The organism is Natronospira bacteriovora (genome assembly GCF_030848495.1).
Lineage (GTDB): Bacteria > Pseudomonadota > Gammaproteobacteria > Natronospirales > Natronospiraceae > Natronospira > Natronospira bacteriovora.
On sequence record NZ_JAVDDT010000001.1, the window covers coordinates 345,118 to 364,331 of the forward strand.

The window sequence follows — 19,214 nt, forward strand, 5'->3', positions numbered from 1 at the left end:
CAGCATCGGGCCGGGGAGCGTGCAGGCAATCGCTTCCCGGCCCGCGGGTCTTCAGCTACTCATCCTTGAGTTTTTCGTAGTCACTGACAAATCCGTCCGGCTTCACGGCCAGCACATCACATTTCACCCGGTCGAGGATGGCCTCGGCGGTACTGCCGATGACGGCCCGCTTGAGACCACTGCGGTTCACGGTGCCGAGTACCAGCAGATCCGCCCGAATGTCCTCCACGATGGATGGGATCACTACTTCCGGGGTGCCTTCTCTCTGGTGAACATGGTTGCTGTCCACCTCGCCTTCGGCACAGGCCTTCTCCAGCGCCTGTGCCTGGGTGGTGAGAAACTCCCGCCGGGCGGCTTCCACCGACTCACTCCCCTGCCCCGCGTCCTGGCTCATATGCTGGCCCAGCAGGGCCGGCAGCGGCTCCATGGCATGACCCACATGCAGTTCGGCCTGGTAGATCGCCGACACCGCCCGGGCTGCTTCCAGAATGGTACCGTCCAGGCTTTCCGGCTTGCCCCAGGCATGCATGGGATCCAGCGCTGCCAGCACACGGGTGATTCCCGGCGCCGGCCGTGGCTGCACCAGCATGAGCGGAGCCGGGCAATGGCGAAGCAGGCGCCAGTCGGCCGGAGCCCAGCCGGCACGCGGCCCCATCTCGGCATCCTTGACCACCAGATCCGGCTCAAGAGCCAGCGCCATCTTGATGACCTCCCGGGACAGGGAATCCGCCCATATGACCTCCGTGTGCACGGCAATACCCTCCGCCTTGAGGGGAGCGGCACGCTCGTTCAGCCACTCGCGCCGCTCCGCCACATGGTCGGCAATGGCCCGATCCACGGTTTCCCGGCGAAAGAAAGGATTGCGACTCATGGCCTTGTCCCAGGCGAACACGAAGAGACTGAGACGGGCGCCCGAACGCCGGGCGATGTCCGTGGCACGATCGAAGGCGCCGCCTTCGGGCAAATCATCACGAATGGCCGCGGCCACATGCCGAATACCTTGCATGAGTCAGACTCCCTGTTGGTAAATCATGACCGGCATCATGTCATTTCTGCCCGGCCCGAGAATTTCAGTCTAGCTTGGTATCATGACCAATTGAGATGATCTGAATCAAATGGCTGGATGATCCCCAGGATACGTGAGGAAACCGCAATGACGAGCCGAAGGCCGCACCCCGGCGTCGACCGAATCGCCGTCGCCCTGGACCACTCCGAGCATGCCCTGGCGGCCGCATCCATGGCGGCGTCCCTGGCCCGTGCCTGCGGCCACCCCCTGGTTCTCCTGCATGTCTTTGAAGGGCACCCGGAGGAGCTCAGCGAGCTGGACGCCCTCAGTGAGCGCTTCCAGGATCGAATACGAATGCCCACCGACGCCCTGCAGGAGGCCATGTCGGCCGGTAGCCGCAAGCTGTTCAATCGGGTACGCGAGCACCTCGACCTTGATTCTCTCGCCCCGGAAGAAGTCAGTCTGGACGGTGACCCGGCCGAGGCGCTGCTCGATTACTGCCGCCAGCACCCCGACACATTGCTCATCGTCGGCCGTCGCGGCCTCTCCCCCACCCGTTCGATCCTGATGGGCAGCGTCTCCACCCGCCTGGTCCATGAAGCGGCCTGCCCGGTGCTGGTGCATCATTGAAAACAACCCCGGGACGCATCACGACAGCCCATTCATCCGCACTTTCCTGCCATCCATTCATTGATCCATGTTAATTCCCTACTTGATTTCGGCTTTATTCAGTATGATCTAAAGCAATTAGCTGGCCGGCCGATAGGACAGGTCAGACAACGGAAACCGGGATCGTGAAACATCGCAATGGCAATAACCGAAAAGCTGCGCCTGAACGGCCACAATCTCGCTGAACGCCTGTCATTCCTCAAGCTGGGGGACGGGGAAGTCCAATTTCTGGGACGACTGGATGCCTGGATGACACGGCGCGCCCCGTTGATGGCCCGACACTTCTACGATTTCCAGTTTTCACACCCCGCTTCCCGGCGCTTCTTCGAGCACTACGCCGGGCAACGAATGATGTCGCTGGACAAGCTCCGGCTCAACCTGGAAAGCGCACAGGCGGACTATCTGCGGGACATCACCGCTCACGCGGCCGCTGGCGGCTTCGACATGGCCTACATGGAGAAACGCCTGCGAATCGGCCAGCTGCACAATGATATTGGCCTGCCCATGAAACTCTATCTGGGCTCCTACTCCCTGCACTTCGAACTGATCGATCGTCAACTGCGCCGGGATTTCTGGTATCGCCCGTTCTTCCGGCGACGTGCCAGAGCACTGCTCGAACGGGTGTTGCTGCTGGATATCCAGGCGGTCACCGACGGTTTCATGATCGATATGCTCGAGACGCTGGAGTTGAGCGACAGCATTGCCATTGACAATGCCCAGGAAGACGTCACCGACCATGTGTCGGCCTACAAGCAGGCCATGCGTGACATGCTCGGCGGCATCCGGGAAACCGCGGGGGATCTGGGTGACAACACCCGCACACTGGGAGGCATGATCGAAAGCCTTTCCAGCGCCTCGCAGCAAGAGGCCGCCGCCATCGAGGAAATGAACGCCACCCTGGAAGGCATCGAAAACATGACCCGCGACAACCTGGACCGCGCCCGTCACGCGGCCAACACCGCCACGGGGGAAAACGACGAGCGCCACAGCGCCGTGGGCGCCATGCGTGAGATCAGCCGATCCTCCCAGGAGATCACCTCCATTGTCGACATGATCAACGATATTGCCTTCCAGACCAACCTCCTCGCCCTGAACGCGGCGGTGGAAGCCGCCCGGGCCGGGCACGAGGGCCGCGGCTTTGCCGTGGTGGCGGCGGAGGTCAAACAGCTCTCCGACCGAACCACGGAATCCGCCGCACGGATTCGCCACCTCATCGATGAGTCCACGCAACTCATCGACGAAGGCAACGGTTACGTGGAGCAGGTCTCGGAACAGATCCGCGAGATCGCGCGCGCCCTGCAGGATCAAAGCACGAGCATTGGCGAGATTTCAGCCGCCGCCCGGGAAATCGACAAAACTGCCCAATCCAATGCCAGCGAATCCGAATCCCTGTCCCGCCTGGCCTCGGACCTTGGCGCTCGCGCCGAAAAACTCCGCATGATCGTCGACCGACACTGAACCCGCCTGTCACCGCGCTGTCCACAGGGGCGCCGGGACTTGATCCGTATCAATGCACCCGGAAACCGCCAGCGGCATTCTTTGCGGACAAAATGCCGGGCGTGGGCGGCGGGCGAGCCTCCGCTTGAGGTAAAATGGCGTCCCGGACAGTTCAGGCAAGGTGAAGAACGACATGACTCAGCATTCAGGACAGGCACTGCCCGAAGTGACCCCGGCGCTGCTGGAAAGCCTGCGCCCGGTGTACGAAAAGGTACGCCACGTCATTCCCGAAGTGGAATGGGCGGTGCATGCCCCCTATGTGGCCCGCATCAACGAGCTCAAGAAGGAACGCGGGGCGGTGATTCTGGCGCACAACTACCAGACACCGGACATTTTCTACGGCGTGGCCGACATCACCGGGGACTCCCTGGGCCTGGCCCGTGACGCCGCCCGGGTCGATGCCGATGTGATCGTGCAGTGCGGCGTGCACTTCATGGCCGAGACCTCCAAGATCCTGGCGCCGGAGAAGACCGTGCTGCTGCCGGACATGGACGCGGGCTGTTCCCTGGCCGAAGGCATCACCGGTGCGGATGTGCGCCTGCTCAAGGAGCGCTACCCCGGTGTACCGGTGGTGGTCTACGTCAACACCTCGGCCGAGGTGAAGGCGGAAGCCGATATCTGCTGCACCTCCTCCAATGCCGTGGAGGTGGTGGAATCCCTGGGCGTGGATCGGGTCATCTTTGCCCCGGACAAGTACCTGGGCCAGTGGGTGGCCTCCCAGACCGATGTGGAGATCATCCTCTACGAAGGTTCCTGCGAGGTGCACGAGCGCTTCACCGGCGCCGAGATCGAGACCTACCGCCGCCAGCACCCGGGGGTCTATGTCCTCGCCCATCCGGAGTGCCCGCAGGACGTGCTCAAGGCGGCGGACTATGTCGGGTCCACCGGCCACATGATCAAGCACCTGGACGAAACGCCCGCGAAACAGGTGGTGATGATCACCGAGTGCTCCATGAGCGATAACGTGGCCTCGGAACATCCGGAAAAGGAATTCATCCGCCCCTGCAATCTCTGCCCGCACATGCAGCGCATCACCCTGCCCAAGATCCTGGCCGCGCTGGAAAACATGGCCCCCGAGGTGACCGTTCCCGAAAAGGTCATCGCCGGCGCCCGGGATTCCCTGCAGCGCATGCTGGATGTGGGGCGGAAGAAGGCGGCCTAGGCGGCCAAAGGCCGCCAGGAGCAAGGAGCAAGGAGCAAAATTCCTTGGTGGCTACGAAAAAGCCCTGCCAGTTGGCAGGGCTTTTTTGATTGGCGGGTGGCGTGCCAGGGGAAGGATTGTCATCGCGGCTAAAGCCGCTCCCACGGTGCCATTCCGAAGCCCGGGGTTTTGCTCCTTGCTCCTTGCTCCTTGCTCCTTGCTCCTTGCTCCTTGCTCCTTGCTCCTTGCTCCTTGCTCCTTGCTCCTTGCTCCTGCCGCCTCCGGCGGCTAAGCCGCCTGGGTCTCCATGCTTTCGCGGATGCGGTCGGCAATGTAGCCGTTGACCTCGGTCACGCCGTGCTCCTTGACCAGGGCGAAGTACTCGCGCATGAGCACCGGATCGCTCTGGATGCGGATGAATACCTGCTGGGAAATGGGGCCGGAAAAGCGCTCCAGCAGTCGGTTGGTGAACTGGTTCAGGTTCATGCCTCACTCCTTAACCCACAGCGGATTGATCTGGGAATTATTGGGCTGACATCCCCAGAATAGCCGCAAATGGCAAAAAGTCAATAATTTCCTGAGCTTGGCCAATACTCCTAAAAAATCACTACAGACTATCTCTTATCAAAACACTCTATAAGTGACTGAAATTCCTTGATTTGATTTCCGTCGAGCGGGAGCAGCGGCTGGCGCACCTCCCCCACATCGATGCCCAGGCGAAGGCGCACGCCGAGCTTCGCCTTCTGGTTGTAACCACCCCCCTCCATGTGCCGAATGAGGGGCAGCATGGCCTGCATTTGCTCGCGCACGGCACCGAAGTCCCGCTGGCGGGCGGCATCCACCATGGCCACCTGCTCGGCGGCCAGCAGATTGGCGGAGCCGCTGATCCAGGCCTCGGCACCCCACCAGAGGTGATCCGCGGCCTGGTCGTCACAGCCGCAGATGAGCTGGAAATCGCCAAGATCCTGATCCCGCAGGGCGAGCAGGCGACTGAAATCACCGCTGCTCTCCTTGATGCCGACGATCGTGTCCACTTCAGCCAGGGCAAGGACGGTTTCCACCTCGATCTGGACACCGGCCCGCACCGGAAAGTCGTACAGCACCAAGGGCAGGGTCGTGGCCGCCGCCACGCCCTTGAAGTGGGCCAGAATCTCGTGCTGCTCCGGCAGGCTGTAGGCCGGTGGCGACATCATCAGGCCATCACAGCCCAGATCCCGGGCCTGCTCGGCTCGACGAATGCCCTCGGCGGTGTTGAGGGCATTGATGCCGGCCAGCACCGGCACCCGTCCGTCCACCTGACGAACCACCCGCCGGATGAGCTTGTCCCGCTCCGTCTCGTTCAGGGTGTAGTACTCGCCGGTGGTGCCACAGGCGATCAGGCCACCCACCCCGGCCTCGATCTGGGCCTCGATCAGGGCATCCAGGGCCGCGGTATGGAGGGCATCATCGGCGTCAAAGGGGGTCACGAGGGGGGTGAATACGCCCTTCAGTTCCATGCTGTCCTCCCGAAACGTTGCAGACGATAGGGTTCAATGGAGACCGGTGGCTCCTGATCATTGGCCAGCGCAGTCAGGATTCGGGCGGTAAAGGCGGACTGTGTCAGCCCCAGATGATGGTGCCCGAAGGCCATCAACAGACGCCCCCCAGGCCCCACGCGGTCAATTACCGGCAGGCAATCCGGCAGGGTCGGGCGAAATCCCATCCACGGCCGGGCACGCGCGTCGTCCAGTGCGGGCTGCAGCAGGGCATTGGCATGCTCGCGCAGCACCCAGGCCCGGCGCCAGTTCTCCGGCCGCTCCAGCCCGCCAAACTCCACGGTGCCCGCCAGCCGAAGGCCGCCGTCCATTGGGGTCATGATGAAACGTCGTTCGGCCGAGGCAATGGCCATGGGCAGGCGCTGTTGCTCGGCCGGCAGCATGAGGTGGTAGCCACGCTCGGTATCCAGGGGCGCCTTCACGCCCGTCGCATCACGCACCAGGGGCCGGGAGTGGGCACCACAGGCAATCAGGACCTGCCCGGCGTGAATATCGCCCTGCTCCGTGGCGACGACCACACCGTCGTCGGACACCCGAACCCGCCTGGCTTCGGCGCGGCGGAATTGCGCGCCGGCCTGGCGCGCATGGCCCCAGACGTGCTCCAGCACCTTGAGCGGATCCGCCACATGCCCCGTGGCCGTGAAATGCAGGGCCCCGACCACGCGGTCGCTGAGGGCCGGCACCCGCTCCCGAGCCTCGTCACCGCCGATGGCGGAAACGGGTACACCATGGGCCTGCATTTGTTTCATATCCCGTTCGAGGCGGCGCCCGGTGGCCGTGTGCTCGAAAACGGTGAGGGATTCCCGGCTGCGAATCAGCGACAGTCCGCCGCTGCGACCAAGAAGATCCTGCCAGGCGGCCAGGCTGCCACCACTGAGGGCGGCCAGGGCCTCGGTGGTTCGCCGCACCTGGGCGGGGCGCATGTTCCAGAGGAAACGCAGTAGCCAGGGCGTGATGCGGTGGGCATAGCGCCAGTCGATGGCCAGCGGCCCCAGGGGATCCAGCAACAGCCTTGGCACCTTCCAGAGAATACTGGCATCGGCGATGGGAAAGATCTGCTCGGTGGCAAAATGGCCGGCATTGCCCTGGGAGGCGCCGGCGCCGGGTGCATCCCGGTCGATCAGCAGCACCCGCCGACCGGCCGTCTGCAATTCGTGGGCCGCCGTTACTCCGACAATGCCGGCACCGATAATGAGAAAATCGGTGTCTGTTGTGGATTCAGTCATTGATCTTGTCGTGAATGTCCTGGGGAAGAGCGGAAGAACGGCTTGCCCGTCTCGCCGACAGCTGTAATCCTACCGCTTTCCACACCATAAACCGACCCGAGGCCATGCTAAAAGGCACCTTTTTCTGCATCGACGCCCACACCTGTGGCAACCCCGTTCGCCTGGTGACCAGTGGTTATCCAGTGCTGAACGGACAGACCATGAGCGAGAAACGACAGGATTTTCTCGCCCGCCATGACTGGATTCGCCAATCCCTCATGTACGAACCCCGCGGGCATTCAGTCATGTCCGGCTCCCTGCTGCTGCCGCCCTGCTCGGACAATGCCGACGCCTCGATTCTCTTCATCGAGACCAGTGGCTGTCTGCCCATGTGCGGTCACGGCACCATCGGCACCGTCACGGCGGCCATTGAGGCCGGACTGCTGCAACCGGGAACACCCGGTCAGGTGACATTGGATGTTCCGGCCGGTCAGGTGAAGGCCGAATACCGGATGGAGAATGGTCGCGTCAGCAGTGTGCGCATCCGCAATGTGGCCAGCTTCCTGGCCCATCGGGACGTGGCAATCGAGGTGCCGGGCCTTGGCCGGCTGAGTGTGGACATTGCCTATGGTGGCAATTTCTACGCCATCGTGGAACCACAGACGAACTGGCCCGGCATGGAGGGAATGAGCGCGGACGATATTCTCAATCTGTCACCGAAGGTGCGTCAGGCCGCCCATGAAGCGGTGGAATGCATCCATCCCGACGATTCCACGGTACGCGGCGTTTCCCACACCATGTGGACCGACATGCCCCGCAGCCGGGAGGCGCATGCCCGCAACGCCGTATTCTATGGCGAGCGCGCCATCGACCGCTCTCCCTGTGGCACCGGAACCAGTGCGCGCATGGCCCAGCTGGCCGCCCGCGGCCGCCTGGATGACGGTGAGGAGTTCGTCCACGAGAGCATCATCGGCAGCCTCTTCCGCGGCCGCATCGAGGGCCGAACCCGCGTGGGTGATCACGACGCCATCCTCCCCAGCGTGGAAGGCTGGGCCAGGGTGATCGGGCATAACACGATTTTCGTGGATGACGAGGATCCTTACTGGAACGGTTTTGAAGTGAAATAACCCCCCCCCCCAAAACCTTCGGCGCCGCCAACCCTCGTAATCGTAGTCGTAATCGGCCTTTTGCCTGCGTCTCTGAAGTTCCGATTACGATTACGACTACGAGGGGGGGGGGTACCCCCCCCGCTTTAACCCGGACGACCGTCCACGCGGGGACTGAGCAGCACCGGCAAATAACTCACTGCGAACAGCAGCCAGGCCAGGATCCAGCTCAGGGCCGAGAGGCCGAACAGCCACTGCATGGGCAGGCCGGTGGGGAAGCCAGTCAGCATGCGCAGAATGGCGGCGACCGTGACCAGAACGAAGGCCAGCACCATCCAGCCGCTGGCGCGGATTTCACGCCCGGTATGGCCAAGGGAGACCCGGGCCAGCATGCCCAGGCCCAGGGCACCCAGGGCACCCACGCTAACCGCATGGCCGGCGGTGGAATACGGCATCCAGCCAAAGCCGAGACTGCCGGCACGGAAGATCAGGGAAACCACCAGCCACAGGTAGCCGATGTGGAGAATCCACAGCATGGGTTCGCGCCAGCTGCCCCAGCTGCGCCATAGGGTCATCTGCATGCAGAGGACGACAGCGGAAACCAGCATCAGGCTCATGGCCAGCATCGGCTGCTGAAGGTGGTAAGCAAGCACAGCGAGGAGTACGCTCAGGGGCGCGGCAACCATCAATGCGCGCGACTGACGCACAGCGAGGGTGGGCAGTCGGCGGTCGGTAAAGAAGGGGATGATGCGCTGCCCCATCAGGATCATCAGCAGAAGCATGAGATCCAGGCCCACCCGGAGCAGGCCGAAGCGGATATCGGCCACCAGACCGATCTCGGCGAACACGAAAAAGGTGGCGGCTGACGCCAGTGCCGCCAAGACCGCAATGAACATGTAATTGCGCCGGTTGTCCGATTTCAAGAGTGCATAAGCGAGCGCGACCGTAGCTCCCCAGAGGGCCAGGGCATCGCAGACCTGGGCCAGCAACGGCGAGATCGGGCTGGTAAAGAAACCGGCCATACGCGCCACCAGCCAGCACAGAAACAGGGTCAGCGTCAGCAGCGGGGGAGAAACCCGCCTCCCCGTCCAGTTGGCCGAGGCGGTCAGCAGGAAGCCGATGACGATGGCCACGGCAAAACCGAAGACCATGTGATAGCCATGCCACAGGAAAGGATTACCCTCGATACCCATGCTGCCACTGGCCAGCATGCCACCCCACCAGGCCGCGTGCAGTACGGCAAACCAGGCGGCGGCCAGAAAGAACAGTCGAAACGGCTGTTGCAGAACCACGGGCCATGATGTCCCGTCCCGGTTTGCGGATTTGCCGAGGCTCATTTTGACAGCACTCATGTCAGGCTCCTTTTCGTCACTCATGCAGGTCCATCATGCAACTCACCAAACAGACCGACTTTGCCCTGCGTCTCCTGATGCTGCTCAGCGAGCATCCGGAGCAGCGAATTCCCGCCAGCGCGGCAGCCCGGGAACTCGACGTCTCCTGGCATCATCTGCGCAAGATCGTGGCGCGCCTGGTCCGACTGGGCTATGTACAAAGCAGCCGCGGCCGCCATGGCGGACTGTTGCTGGCCCGTGCCCCCGAGGCCATCATCATTGGTCAGGTGGTACGCGACCTCGAGCCCACGCTGCGCCCGGTCAACTGCCTTGAACCACGCTGCCCTCTCCTCAGGCGCTGCCGCCTGAAATCCATGCTCGGCGAAGCCATGGAGGGCTTCCTGTCGCACCTGGACGGCTTCACCCTGGCCCAGAGCCTGGACAATCCGGTCGACAGCGGCTCACCACCTGCCAGAGCGCATTCTCCGGGATAGTGACTCGGCGAAACATGACCTCGGTCAAGGTATGAGTCGGCGTGGGGTCAACCCCGACGCGGATACTGGCACGCCGACTGTCGCGACCGTGCCCACCTTAAATTGACGCGGCGGCAGGGATTGGGGAACATACGCGGCTTTGCGGGCCAATCGGCCCGACGGCCATCCGGCCGCCCTGACAGCCAGCACGAGCGAGACCCATGACAGACCGACCCAACAGCCTTGATTACGACCAGCTCATCGAGTGCGCCGAAGGCAAGATGTTCGGCCCCGGCAACGGCCGACTGCCCCTGCCCCCCATGCTCATGTTCGACCGTATCGACGAGATTCGCGACGAGGGTGGTGAATACGGCAAGGGCATCATCCGGGCCACGCTGAACATCAATCCGGACCTCTGGTTCTTCCAGTGTCATTTCAAGGATGATCCCGTGATGCCGGGCTGCCTGGGCCTGGATGCCCTGTGGCAGTTGGTGGGCTTCTACCTGGTCTGGGAAGGCAACCCGGGCCGCGGCCGCGCCCTGGGCGTGGGCGAAGTGAAGTTCACCGGCCAGGTGATGCCGGATGCCAAGGTGGTGGAATACCGCATCGACATGCGCCGGGTGATTCGCCGCGGCCTGAAAATGGCCATCGCAGACGGCCAGATGAGTGTGGATGGTGAAGTAATCTACACGGCCAAGAATCTGCGGGTTGGCCTGTTCGGCGCCGACGAAGTCTAGCCAAGACCCCGGAAACAGGAAACGCCGGGTTGATCAGTACTTCAACCCGGCGTCCTCCTCGCGGTCAATGAAAGGCCTCAGGCGCGGCCGGACGTCTTCTTTCGCGCCGTTTTCTTGCGGGCCGTCTTCTTCCGGCTCACTTTTTTCCGGGCCACTTTCTTCGCCACTTTCTTCTTGCCGGTCTTTTTCTTGCTCACCTTCCGTGTCGCCGTTTTCTTGCGCGCCTTTTTCTTTTTACCCTTCTTGCGGGCGGCCTTCTTCTTCGCCTTCTCCACGGCCTTCTCGAAGGCGGACGTGGTCTTGTCGATGGCCTTGTCGAGTTTCTCACCCAGGGTCAGGGAAATCTTCGCCTCGGCCTTCTGATCACGCAGGCGGGCCGCTTCCGCGCGCGCCAGCTTCTGCTCGCGACGCAAATCCTCGATGGCATCCTGCGCCTTCTGCAAGGCATTGCGATTGGCCACGGTATTGGCTTTATCAATTTTGCGCTTGGCCTGATCCCGCGCACGCATCTCGCGCTTGATGGCCGTCTGGCGCTTCTTCGCCTCACGGGCAAGCTTCTTGATCTCACGATCAAGCGTCTTGTACTCACGACTGACGGTCTTGACCAGGTTCTTTCTCGCCTGGTTGAAAGACTTTTCCGCCTCTTTGATCAGCTTGGTCATTATCGACTCCTTAATGGGTGACAAGAACGAGTCTAGTGCATTCATTGCAGAAGGCAAAAACTTCGCTAACGACTGGCGCGTATTCGGTCGGTGGTACGCGGGGTTTTGTCCTTGATGGCCATCAAGGATGGCATTGCCTGGAAGCCATACGCTTCGGTGAATCTTTGCGATGGAGTGAGTCATGGACCTGGTATGTCCGGCGGGCAGCCTGCCTGCACTCAAGGCTGCGGTGGATGAAGGTGCCGACGTGGTTTATCTCGGCTTGAAGGATGCCACCAATGCGCGTCACTTTGCCGGCCTCAACTTTACACCGGACCGCATACGGGAAGCCGTTCGCTACGCCCATGCCCGTAACAGCAAGGTGTATATGGCCATTAACACCTATGCCCATGCGGACGGCATCAGGCGCTGGCGCTCGGCCGTGGATCAGGCTGCCGATCTGGGTGCCGACGCCCTGATCCTGGCGGATGTGGGTGTCCTGGATTACGCCGCGAAAAAACATCCCGACCTGACTCGCCACCTGTCGGTCCAGGCATCGGCCACCACACGCGAAGCCCTGATTTTCCATCATCGCCACTTCGGCATTCGACGAGCCGTCCTTCCACGGGTGCTGGCAGTGCAGCAGGTGCGTGCTCTGGCCGAAGACAGCCCGGTGGAATTGGAGGTGTTTGCCTTCGGCAGCCTCTGCATCATGGCCGAAGGCCGCTGCCAGCTTTCTTCCTATGTTACGGGGCAATCGCCGAATACCGCCGGGGTCTGCTCACCGGCTTCCCATGTCCGTTGGGAGGACAAAGGCGAGGTGCTGGAATCACGGCTGAACGGGAAGATGATCGACCGTTTCGGCAAACAGGAAAGGGCCGGTTACCCCACTCTCTGCAAGGGGCGGTTCTTCACTGGCGCGCGCCTTCATCATGCCCTGGAAACACCCACCAGCCTGAATACGGCGGAATTGTTGCCGGAGTTGAAGGCCATGGGCATCTCGGCAGTGAAGATCGAAGGTCGCCAGAGAAGCCCCGCGTATGTGGCGGCGGTGGCTCGTGTCTGGCGCCAGCTGCTGGACTCGCTGGAACGCAATCCGGAGGGTTTCAAGCCGGAAGCCGAAGGCCAGAAGACACTGTCCCGCCTGTCGGAAGGGAGTCAGACCACTCTGGGCGCCTATGCCAGGACGTGGCAATGACAACAGTTTGCTGCCCTGTTTCGGCCATGTGACATCGACTTTGCCGGGGAGAATGTAATGCGTATCAGTCTGGGCCCGATCCTATACTTCTGGCCGCGCCAGGAGACACTGGATTTCTATCACCGGGTCAGGCACTGGCCGGTGGATCGGGTCTATCTCGGGGAGACCGTTTGTTCCAAGCGTCGGGAATTGCGGGTGGACGACTGGCTGGAGATTGGTGCTGAATTGATTGATGCCGGCAAGGAAGTACTGCTTTCCTCCCTGACCCTGATCGAAGCCCGTTCGGAAGCCGGGGCCTTGAAGCGGCTCTGTGATCGTGGCCTGCACATCGAGGCCAATGACTATTCGGCCGTTTCAGTGGCGGAGGACAAGGGCCTGCCATTCGTGGGCGGCAGCGGTCTGAACCTCTACAACCGAGCCGCAATCCAGGTACTGAGAAAAGCGGGCATGTTTGGCTGGGTGCCGCCGCTGGAGATGCCTGCCAGCCAGTTGGCTGAAATCCTCGGTGAGGATATCGGCATCGAAACGGAGGTGTTCGCCTTCGGACGCATGCCCCTGGCCTGGTCGGCCCGTTGCTTCGCGGCCCGCGCCCATGACCGGCCCAAGGACGACTGTGGTTTCGTCTGCATGGAGTACCCGGATGGCCTGGCCATGACCACCCAGGAAGATGAAGACTTTCTGGTGATCAACGGCATTCAGACCCAATCCCATCACTGCATGAACCTGATCGGCCATCTGCCGGAAATGAATCGCATGGGCGTGGACCGCGTCCGCCTCAGCCCTCAATCCCGGGACATGGACAAGATCACAAGCCGCTGGAGGCAGGCCATTGATGGCGACGCCCCCATGACACTGGAGGATGACTGGCTCATCGCCCCGTCGGCTGATGGTTACTGGCGTGGAGAACCCGGTTTGCTGGAAACGACATCAACCGCCTCCTGCCGGTGAAAATGATGAATCGGGCATCACCTTGAGGAAGCAGCAACCCAGGAAGCGCCCAGATCCACGGCACGACGCAGGGGAAGCGGGAGCTCATCAAGCTCGATGCCGTCGAGCAGATTCTTCACCAGCAGGCCAAGTTCGGTGTCACCCTCAACCGTCAACCGGCGCTCGAAGAACAGGGTATCCGGATCTTCACGACGACTGGCCAACAGCAGGAACTCGCGTACGCCTCCAGCGACAGTGACTGCCGGCTTGCCTCTCGAGATCAGGCGCAGTCGGCCTTCCTCCAGAGTGATGAACCAGTGCAGAGCGAGGTCCGTGATGGCAATCTCGATTACCTCGCCCCGAAGAAAGTCCAGATCACCGTCCGCCATGCGTTCACGAAATACCCGCTCCAGCAACGGCTCCATGGCCAATGCCTGCATACGAACCGGGGTCAGATTCAGGGGCATCTTCACGAGGCTCAGTAGCCAGGCGGTTGGCATGACGGCGTTCTCCGGGTGACATCAGACGCCAGAGCATGCACGGCAACGCCTTCGCCTTCCTTGACCGGCATCAAGTACCTCGAAAAGCCCGACGCAGTAGCATCCGGGCGTGAATCGGATCCCTTGCGAGGATCCCTTGCAAGGATCAGGGGCATGTCATGAGAGAGACGGATCTGAACCACATTCGGACACAGATCGACCGGCTTGATGAACAACTGCTCAACCTGCTGGTGGAACGCCTTGCACTCGCACGCAAGGCCCAGGCCTGCAAGCAACTGGCCGGTCTCCCCCCCCACTCACCGGAGCGGGAGTCTGAAATCCTGCAACAGCTGCTTCGGCTTGCCCGTTCCAGCGGTATCGACGGCGAGCTGATCGAAGCCATCTACCAGCCTATTCTCACAGCCGGCCGGAGTGCCGGCCAGAATGAACGGAGTACCCCATGAAGCGGAGTGCCGAACTGCAGCCCCTGTCCCGGGAGCACAATGTTGCCCTGAAACTGGCGCGGGACGCTCGGCGTGCCGCTGCCGATGGCAGCGAGAAGGATGTTTCCGAGGCCTGGCGCAAACTGTCACGGATCTGGTACACGGAAATGGCGGTACACTTCCGTGCCGAGGAGCAACTCCTGTTTCCCATACTGCGCGACAATGGCGATCATGAACTGGTCAGCGAGCTGGAGCGGGAACACCGGGCCATGCAGAAGGCACTGGAAGACCCACGGCGACAGGATCGCGCGCGACTCTCGGCCATCGGTCACGTGCTCAACGACCACATCCGCCGCGAAGAGCGGGAGGTATTCCCCCGTCTCGAACGACTGATGAACGATGCCGCACGACGGCAGGTACAGGTGGGGCTTGACCGCATGCTTGAATCCATGAAGGAACGGGAGGCCTCATGAGCCGACGTCCGGACAAGCCCATTGTCTACTCCTGCTCCGGCTGCTCCAGTGCGGCCCAGTTGGCCAATGAGCTCGCCGTTCGCCTTGACCGCCAGGATGAAGCAGAGATGTCATGCATTGCCGGTGTGGGCGGGAACGTGAAGAAACTGGTGCGAACGGCCCAATCCCGCCGGCCGATCCTCGCCCTGGACGGCTGCCAGCTGGCCTGCGTGAAGGCCTGCCTGTCAGAGCGCGGGGTGACAGCCAGCCACCATGTGGTACTCTCCGATTTCGGCGTCAAAAAGCGTTACCGGGCGGATTTTGACCCGAATGAGGCGGACGCCCTTTATGAACGCATGGCGGAAGCCGCTCGCTCCTTGTCTGCAGGTACGACCCAGGAAACCTTCAACGATGCAGGATCGTGACCATGACATGCTGAAAGGCCACGAGGTTTTCGGGCCGATTGGGGACAAGACACGCCAGGCGGTGCTCGAAGACGCCTTCGAACTGGACATGCCGGCGGGAACCACTCTGTTTCGACAGGGAGAGGATGCGAAATTCCTTCACCTGGTTCTCGAAGGTCGTGTGGCCCTGATCGGCAGTTCCGATGGCAAGGACGAGACCGTGGTGGAGTTCTTTCAGGCCGGTGATGTATTCATCATGCCGGCCGTGATCCTGCAACTGCCTTTCCTGATGTCGGCCCGCACTGTGGACGACTCCCGGATTCTCATGATTCCCGCCCAGCGTTTTCGCGAGGAGATCAGCAGCAACGGCGCCCTGAGTCTTGCCTGCAGCCGGGAATTGTCCCGTCATTGGCGGTTGCTCATTAGACAGGTCAAGGATCTCAAGCTGCGGTCGGCACCCCAGCGCCTCGGTTCCTACCTGCTCAGCCTTGCGGACACCCATAGCGACCACGCAGAGATCGAACTGGAAGAACAGCGTGGAATGCTCGCTCGTCGCCTGGGCATGACGCCGGAAAACCTGTCCCGGGCTTTCTCACGGCTGAGCGACAGTGGCGTAAAGTCGCGTGGCCGCAAGATCGAGCTCAGCGATATCCCGGCACTGCGCGCATTCTGCGCCTACGACGATCTCACCTGAATTACCGGCTCTCCTCCTCCCCGATCAGGTGACCGGCATTTCCCACCGCCGCGCCTTGTGACCGCCTTCCGCTTGATCTGGGTCAAGCGTGCTTGAATCAACGTTCGACCGATCTTCCCTGCGTAAAAATTTGATCTAGGTTAATGCTTGTAATGACCTGTATCAAAGCTTGTACATTTTTGATACAGGTCAAGGCTGGGCCTATGCGCCTTCCTTAAGCTGCACCTGTGCATGATCAACCAAGGGGAGATCCACCGATGGCCTCGGCCCGCTTCAAGCAGTATTCCGTTCTCAGCGCCAACACCATTGCCTTCACCATCTGCTTCATGGTCTGGACCATGTTCGGTGAGATAGGTGTGCCCATTGCCGATGAACTGGGCCTGAATGAAACCCAGTTCGGGATTCTCACGGCCGTGCCCATCCTGATCGGCTCTCTGGTACGCCTTCCCCTGGGCGCCTGGACGGACAGGTTTGGCGGCCGGCCGGTGTTCTTCATTCTCATGCTGACCACGGTGCCAGCCATCTGGCTGGTGCAGTTCGCCACCGAATACTGGCAGCTTCTGGTCCTTGGCGCCTTCGTGGGCCTCGCCGGTGGCTCCTTTTCAGTGGGCATCAGCTACACCGCCAAGTGGTTCCCGCGCAAGCAGCAGGGAACGGCCATGGGCATCTTCGGTGCCGGCAACGCCGGTGCGGCGGTCACCAAATACGTTGCGCCCACGGTCATCGTGGTTCTGAGCTGGCAACATGTGGCCAATATCTACGCCGCTATCATGTTGATCACGGCAATTCTCTTCTGGTTCTTCACCTACTCCAACCCGGAGCACAAGAACCCGAGTTCGGTCAGCCTCAGGGAACAATTCAAGGTTCTCAATGACCCCAAGGTCTGGAAGTACTGCCAGTACTACTCGGTGGTCTTCGGCGGCTATGTGGGCGTCTCTCTCTATCTCACCCGCTACTACATGATGGAATATGGCGTGGGCATTCAGCTGGCCGCCCTGATCGCCACCATCTTCGTGCTGCCGTCAGGCGTCATCCGCGCCTTCGGTGGCTGGCTGTCGGACAAGTTTGGCGCCCACAACGTCACCTGGTGGTGCATGTGGTCGAGCCTGATCTGTTTCTTCTTCATGTCCTATCCGCATACCGAGTATGCGATCCATACCCGGGATGGCGGTGCCATCGAATTCTCCTTCGGTCTGCCCATGTGGCTGTTCACGGTGCTGCTGTTCATTGTCGGTATCGCCTGGGGCCTGGGCAAGGCATCGGTCTTCAAGTATCTGTCCGACGATTATGACAGGAATCTCGGGCTCGTCTCCGGCATGGTGGGTCTGGCCGGCGGTATTGGCGGCTTTATGCTGCCGATCATGTTCGGTGCCCTGATCGACCTCACCGGCGTCACCACCACCATCTGGATGCTCTGCTTCGGCTTCACCGGGGTATCCGTCATCTGGATGTGGTGGACAGAGCGTCGCGTACCGATTCTTACCCGGGACCGCTACCACCAGCCGAGTGTGCGTATGACGGAACCCGAACAGTAAACCATCGATAATCGAAATGACGGCGGGTCTTGCGAGGTTCGTCGATCCACAAACGCAGGAGATGGCATTGTGAAGAACAATCAGGACATTGACCGCTGGGATCCCGAAGACACTACGCTTTGGGAGTCCGAAGGCAAGCGCATTGCCAACCGCAACCTCTGGATATCCATCCCCAATCTGCTGCTGGCTTTTGCCGTATGGATGATGTGGGGCATGATAGCGGTCCAGATGCTGAATCTGGGTTTTCCCTTCAGTGAGGCCCAGCTGTTCACGCTGGCCGCCATTGCCGGTCTGACCGGGGCCACCCTGCGGATACCCGCCTCGTTCATGATCCGGATTGCCGGCGGCCGCAACACCATCTTCTTTACCACGGCGCTAATGATCATTCCCTGCGTGGGGGCCTGGATCTCATTGCAGAATCCGGATACCCCACTATGGGTGTTTCAGCTCTACGCCTTCCTCTCGGGTATCGGCGGTGGCAACTTTGCCGCGTCCATGAGCAACATCTCCAACTTCTTTCCCAAGCGCCAGCAGGGTCTGGCCCTGGGCCTGAACGCAGGCCTGGGTAATTTCGGTGTCACCACCATGCAGATCCTGATCCCGCTGGTGATGATAGCGCCGGTCTTCTGGTTCCTGTCCGGTGATCCCATGATTCTGGAACGGGCGAGTGGAACGCTCATTGGACGAATTGAGGCCGGTACGGAGACATGGATTCAGAATGCCCCCCTGGTCTGGGCGCTGCTTCTGATTCCAGCCTGTATCTTTGCCTGGTTCGGCATGAACAACCTCAGAACGGTGACGCCAAATCCAGGCCATCCCCTGCGGGCCTTTGGCACGCTGGTCGGTCTTTATGGTGTGGGCTTTCTGACTGCCGCCATTGGCCTCTACCTCTTCCTTCCCGCACCGGTGGGTCTGGGCGTACTCAACATGTGGCTGGCCCTGCCCTTGATCATTGTGCTTACCCTGGGGTTTCTTCGCATCCTTCCAGGTGAGGTCATCCGGCCCGGTATCAAACGACAGTTCACGATCTTCAAGGACAAGCACACCTGGTCCATGACCGTGCTTTACATCCTGACCTTCGGTTCCTTCATTGGCTTCTCGGCAGCACTGCCGCTCTCCATCGAGGTCATTTTCGGCTACATGAATCAGGTTCAGGCCGATGGCTCCGTGGAGCGGGTGGCGAACCCCGATGGCCCCAGTGCCCTCACATTCGCCTGGATCGGCCCCTTCATCGGCGCATTGATCCGGCCTATCGGTGGCTGGCTTTCCGACAAGGTGGGCGGCTCCATCGTGACCCAGGTGATTTCCGTGGTCATGGTGCTTGCCTCCGTCGCCGTGGGCTATGTAATGATGCTGGCCTACGCTGCCGAAGCACCCCAGGACTACTTCCCGGCCTTCCTCATACTCTTCCTCGTGATCTTCGCCGCCTGCGGCATCGGTAACGGATCCACCTTCCGCACCATCGGCGTGGTATTCAGCCAGGAGCTGAAGGGCCCCGTGCTGGGCTGGACTTCCGCCGTGGCGGCTTATGGCGCCTTCATCGCGCCCCGCGTCATGGGAGAGCAGATACAGGCCGGCAGTCCCGAAATTGCCATGTATGCCTTCGCCGCCTTCTATGCCATCTGCCTGGTGGTGAACTGGTGGTTCTATCTACGTAAAAACGCCTACATCAAGAATCCGTAATCCGTGAATCCGGGAAACCATGAGATGAGTCAATCAATGTTGAAAACCAGAGTCGCGC

The 19,214-nt window shown here is 61.4% G+C and carries 21 protein-coding genes; 14 read left to right on the forward strand and 7 right to left on the reverse strand.

The genetic code is table 11. The features are described from left to right. Window positions 1-55 precede the first annotated feature (55 nt). Window positions 56-1,006, reverse strand: coding sequence for a universal stress protein (locus tag RBH19_RS01665; RefSeq protein ID WP_306727060.1), 951 nt, complete (start codon window positions 1,004-1,006; stop codon window positions 56-58). A 147-nt stretch (window positions 1,007-1,153) separates the two neighbouring features. Here RBH19_RS01665 and RBH19_RS01670 point away from each other — a divergent pair, with 147 nt between their 5' ends. From RBH19_RS01670 to nadA, 3 genes are all read left to right on the forward strand, one after another. Further along, window positions 1,154-1,636, forward strand: a complete 483-nt coding sequence (locus RBH19_RS01670) for a universal stress protein (protein WP_306727061.1) — start codon at window positions 1,154-1,156, stop codon at window positions 1,634-1,636. A 177-nt stretch (window positions 1,637-1,813) separates the two neighbouring features. Further along, window positions 1,814-3,133, forward strand: coding sequence for a globin-coupled sensor protein (locus tag RBH19_RS01675; protein WP_306727062.1), 1,320 nt, complete (start codon window positions 1,814-1,816; stop codon window positions 3,131-3,133). Window positions 3,134-3,305: 172 nt separating this feature from the next. After that, the gene (gene nadA, locus RBH19_RS01680; protein WP_306727063.1) at window positions 3,306-4,334 is read left to right on the forward strand and encodes a quinolinate synthase NadA; all 1,029 of its coding nucleotides are present in this window, start codon (window positions 3,306-3,308) and stop codon (window positions 4,332-4,334) included. Between the two features lie 267 nt (window positions 4,335-4,601). Here the strand turns inward: nadA and RBH19_RS01685 are convergent, their stop codons facing one another. From RBH19_RS01685 to RBH19_RS01695, 3 genes are all read right to left on the reverse strand, one after another. Then, the gene (locus RBH19_RS01685) at window positions 4,602-4,799 is read right to left on the reverse strand and encodes a hypothetical protein (RefSeq protein ID WP_306727064.1); all 198 of its coding nucleotides are present in this window, start codon (window positions 4,797-4,799) and stop codon (window positions 4,602-4,604) included. A gap of 128 nt (window positions 4,800-4,927) precedes the next feature. After that, a complete protein-coding gene (dapA, locus tag RBH19_RS01690) occupies window positions 4,928-5,809 on the reverse strand; it encodes a 4-hydroxy-tetrahydrodipicolinate synthase (RefSeq protein ID WP_306727065.1) in 882 nt (293 codons plus the stop codon). Beyond that, entirely contained in the window at window positions 5,800-7,074 is a 1,275-nt protein-coding gene (locus RBH19_RS01695; protein ID WP_306727066.1) for an NAD(P)/FAD-dependent oxidoreductase, read from the reverse strand. The genes dapA and RBH19_RS01695 overlap by 10 nt, the downstream gene beginning before the upstream one ends. Window positions 7,075-7,178: 104 nt before the next feature. Between RBH19_RS01695 and RBH19_RS01700 the strand changes: the two genes are divergently transcribed. Further along, window positions 7,179-8,180: a 4-hydroxyproline epimerase gene (locus RBH19_RS01700; protein WP_306727067.1), complete on the forward strand. Its 1,002-nt coding sequence runs from the start codon at window positions 7,179-7,181 to the stop codon at window positions 8,178-8,180. 125 nt (window positions 8,181-8,305) lie between these two features. On the opposite strand, the gene RBH19_RS01705 is transcribed toward RBH19_RS01700, so the two are convergent. Then, window positions 8,306-9,511 (reverse strand): NnrS family protein, encoded by a 1,206-nt coding sequence (locus tag RBH19_RS01705; protein ID WP_306727068.1) that lies wholly within the window; start codon window positions 9,509-9,511, stop codon window positions 8,306-8,308. Window positions 9,512-9,546: 35 nt separating this feature from the next. Between RBH19_RS01705 and RBH19_RS01710 the strand changes: the two genes are divergently transcribed. Then, window positions 9,547-9,984 (forward strand): RrF2 family transcriptional regulator, encoded by a 438-nt coding sequence (locus RBH19_RS01710; protein WP_306727069.1) that lies wholly within the window; start codon window positions 9,547-9,549, stop codon window positions 9,982-9,984. Between the two features lie 200 nt (window positions 9,985-10,184). Next, the gene (fabA, locus tag RBH19_RS01715; protein ID WP_306727070.1) at window positions 10,185-10,700 is read left to right on the forward strand and encodes a bifunctional 3-hydroxydecanoyl-ACP dehydratase/trans-2-decenoyl-ACP isomerase; all 516 of its coding nucleotides are present in this window, start codon (window positions 10,185-10,187) and stop codon (window positions 10,698-10,700) included. A 77-nt stretch (window positions 10,701-10,777) separates the two neighbouring features. Here the strand turns inward: fabA and RBH19_RS01720 are convergent, their stop codons facing one another. Continuing rightward, window positions 10,778-11,362 carry a hypothetical protein gene (locus RBH19_RS01720; protein ID WP_306727071.1) on the reverse strand — a complete coding sequence of 195 codons (585 nt, stop codon included), beginning with the start codon at window positions 11,360-11,362 and terminating at the stop codon, window positions 10,778-10,780. Window positions 11,363-11,543: 181 nt separating this feature from the next. On the opposite strand from RBH19_RS01720, the gene ubiU reads away from it, so the two are divergent. Then, window positions 11,544-12,539, forward strand: a complete 996-nt coding sequence (gene ubiU / locus RBH19_RS01725; protein ID WP_306727072.1) for a ubiquinone anaerobic biosynthesis protein UbiU — start codon at window positions 11,544-11,546, stop codon at window positions 12,537-12,539. 57 nt (window positions 12,540-12,596) lie between these two features. Continuing rightward, on the forward strand, window positions 12,597-13,487 hold the full coding sequence (locus tag RBH19_RS01730; protein ID WP_306727073.1) for a U32 family peptidase: 891 nt from the start codon (window positions 12,597-12,599) through the stop codon (window positions 13,485-13,487). Window positions 13,488-13,504: 17 nt separating this feature from the next. Here RBH19_RS01730 and ubiT read toward each other — a convergent pair whose 3' ends face one another. Next, window positions 13,505-13,966, reverse strand: coding sequence for a ubiquinone anaerobic biosynthesis accessory factor UbiT (ubiT, locus tag RBH19_RS01735; RefSeq protein ID WP_306727074.1), 462 nt, complete (start codon window positions 13,964-13,966; stop codon window positions 13,505-13,507). A gap of 158 nt (window positions 13,967-14,124) precedes the next feature. Between ubiT and RBH19_RS01740 the strand changes: the two genes are divergently transcribed. The 6 genes from RBH19_RS01740 (at window position 14,125) to RBH19_RS01765 (ending at window position 19,156) form a co-directional block, all read left to right on the forward strand. Next, the gene (locus RBH19_RS01740; protein ID WP_306727075.1) at window positions 14,125-14,409 is read left to right on the forward strand and encodes a chorismate mutase; all 285 of its coding nucleotides are present in this window, start codon (window positions 14,125-14,127) and stop codon (window positions 14,407-14,409) included. Then, window positions 14,406-14,861, forward strand: a complete 456-nt coding sequence (locus RBH19_RS01745; protein ID WP_306727076.1) for a hemerythrin domain-containing protein — start codon at window positions 14,406-14,408, stop codon at window positions 14,859-14,861. Before RBH19_RS01740 ends, RBH19_RS01745 begins: the two co-directional genes overlap by 4 nt. Next, window positions 14,858-15,265: a putative zinc-binding protein gene (locus RBH19_RS01750; RefSeq protein WP_306727077.1), complete on the forward strand. Its 408-nt coding sequence runs from the start codon at window positions 14,858-14,860 to the stop codon at window positions 15,263-15,265. Before RBH19_RS01745 ends, RBH19_RS01750 begins: the two co-directional genes overlap by 4 nt. After that, complete coding sequence (locus tag RBH19_RS01755; protein ID WP_306727078.1) at window positions 15,252-15,938, forward strand: cyclic nucleotide-binding domain-containing protein; 687 nt, start codon at window positions 15,252-15,254, stop codon at window positions 15,936-15,938. Before RBH19_RS01750 ends, RBH19_RS01755 begins: the two co-directional genes overlap by 14 nt. 257 nt (window positions 15,939-16,195) lie before the next feature. Then, window positions 16,196-17,473 carry an MFS transporter gene (locus tag RBH19_RS01760; RefSeq protein ID WP_306727079.1) on the forward strand — a complete coding sequence of 426 codons (1,278 nt, stop codon included), beginning with the start codon at window positions 16,196-16,198 and terminating at the stop codon, window positions 17,471-17,473. 66 nt (window positions 17,474-17,539) lie between these two features. Then, complete coding sequence (locus tag RBH19_RS01765) at window positions 17,540-19,156, forward strand: MFS transporter (protein WP_445353957.1); 1,617 nt, start codon at window positions 17,540-17,542, stop codon at window positions 19,154-19,156. Window positions 19,157-19,214 lie beyond the last annotated feature (58 nt).

Excerpts from the sequence above, each read along its gene's own strand:
- RBH19_RS01665 (WP_306727060.1), bottom strand. The coding sequence starts at position 1,006 with ATGCAAGGTATTCGGCATGTGGCCGCGGCCATTCGTGATGATTTGCCC.
- RBH19_RS01670 (WP_306727061.1), top strand. The coding sequence starts at position 1,154 with ATGACGAGCCGAAGGCCGCACCCCGGCGTCGACCGAATCGCCGTCGCC.
- RBH19_RS01675 (WP_306727062.1), top strand. The coding sequence starts at position 1,814 with ATGGCAATAACCGAAAAGCTGCGCCTGAACGGCCACAATCTCGCTGAA.
- nadA (WP_306727063.1), top strand. The coding sequence starts at position 3,306 with ATGACTCAGCATTCAGGACAGGCACTGCCCGAAGTGACCCCGGCGCTG.
- RBH19_RS01685 (WP_306727064.1), bottom strand. The coding sequence starts at position 4,799 with ATGAACCTGAACCAGTTCACCAACCGACTGCTGGAGCGCTTTTCCGGC.
- dapA (WP_306727065.1), bottom strand. The coding sequence starts at position 5,809 with ATGGAACTGAAGGGCGTATTCACCCCCCTCGTGACCCCCTTTGACGCC.
- RBH19_RS01695 (WP_306727066.1), bottom strand. The coding sequence starts at position 7,074 with ATGACTGAATCCACAACAGACACCGATTTTCTCATTATCGGTGCCGGC.
- RBH19_RS01700 (WP_306727067.1), top strand. The coding sequence starts at position 7,179 with ATGCTAAAAGGCACCTTTTTCTGCATCGACGCCCACACCTGTGGCAAC.
- RBH19_RS01705 (WP_306727068.1), bottom strand. The coding sequence starts at position 9,511 with ATGAGTGCTGTCAAAATGAGCCTCGGCAAATCCGCAAACCGGGACGGG.
- RBH19_RS01710 (WP_306727069.1), top strand. The coding sequence starts at position 9,547 with ATGCAACTCACCAAACAGACCGACTTTGCCCTGCGTCTCCTGATGCTG.
- fabA (WP_306727070.1), top strand. The coding sequence starts at position 10,185 with ATGACAGACCGACCCAACAGCCTTGATTACGACCAGCTCATCGAGTGC.
- RBH19_RS01720 (WP_306727071.1), bottom strand. The coding sequence starts at position 11,362 with ATGACCAAGCTGATCAAAGAGGCGGAAAAGTCTTTCAACCAGGCGAGA.
- ubiU (WP_306727072.1), top strand. The coding sequence starts at position 11,544 with ATGGACCTGGTATGTCCGGCGGGCAGCCTGCCTGCACTCAAGGCTGCG.
- RBH19_RS01730 (WP_306727073.1), top strand. The coding sequence starts at position 12,597 with ATGCGTATCAGTCTGGGCCCGATCCTATACTTCTGGCCGCGCCAGGAG.
- ubiT (WP_306727074.1), bottom strand. The coding sequence starts at position 13,966 with ATGCCAACCGCCTGGCTACTGAGCCTCGTGAAGATGCCCCTGAATCTG.
- RBH19_RS01740 (WP_306727075.1), top strand. The coding sequence starts at position 14,125 with ATGAGAGAGACGGATCTGAACCACATTCGGACACAGATCGACCGGCTT.
- RBH19_RS01745 (WP_306727076.1), top strand. The coding sequence starts at position 14,406 with ATGAAGCGGAGTGCCGAACTGCAGCCCCTGTCCCGGGAGCACAATGTT.
- RBH19_RS01750 (WP_306727077.1), top strand. The coding sequence starts at position 14,858 with ATGAGCCGACGTCCGGACAAGCCCATTGTCTACTCCTGCTCCGGCTGC.
- RBH19_RS01755 (WP_306727078.1), top strand. The coding sequence starts at position 15,252 with ATGCAGGATCGTGACCATGACATGCTGAAAGGCCACGAGGTTTTCGGG.
- RBH19_RS01760 (WP_306727079.1), top strand. The coding sequence starts at position 16,196 with ATGGCCTCGGCCCGCTTCAAGCAGTATTCCGTTCTCAGCGCCAACACC.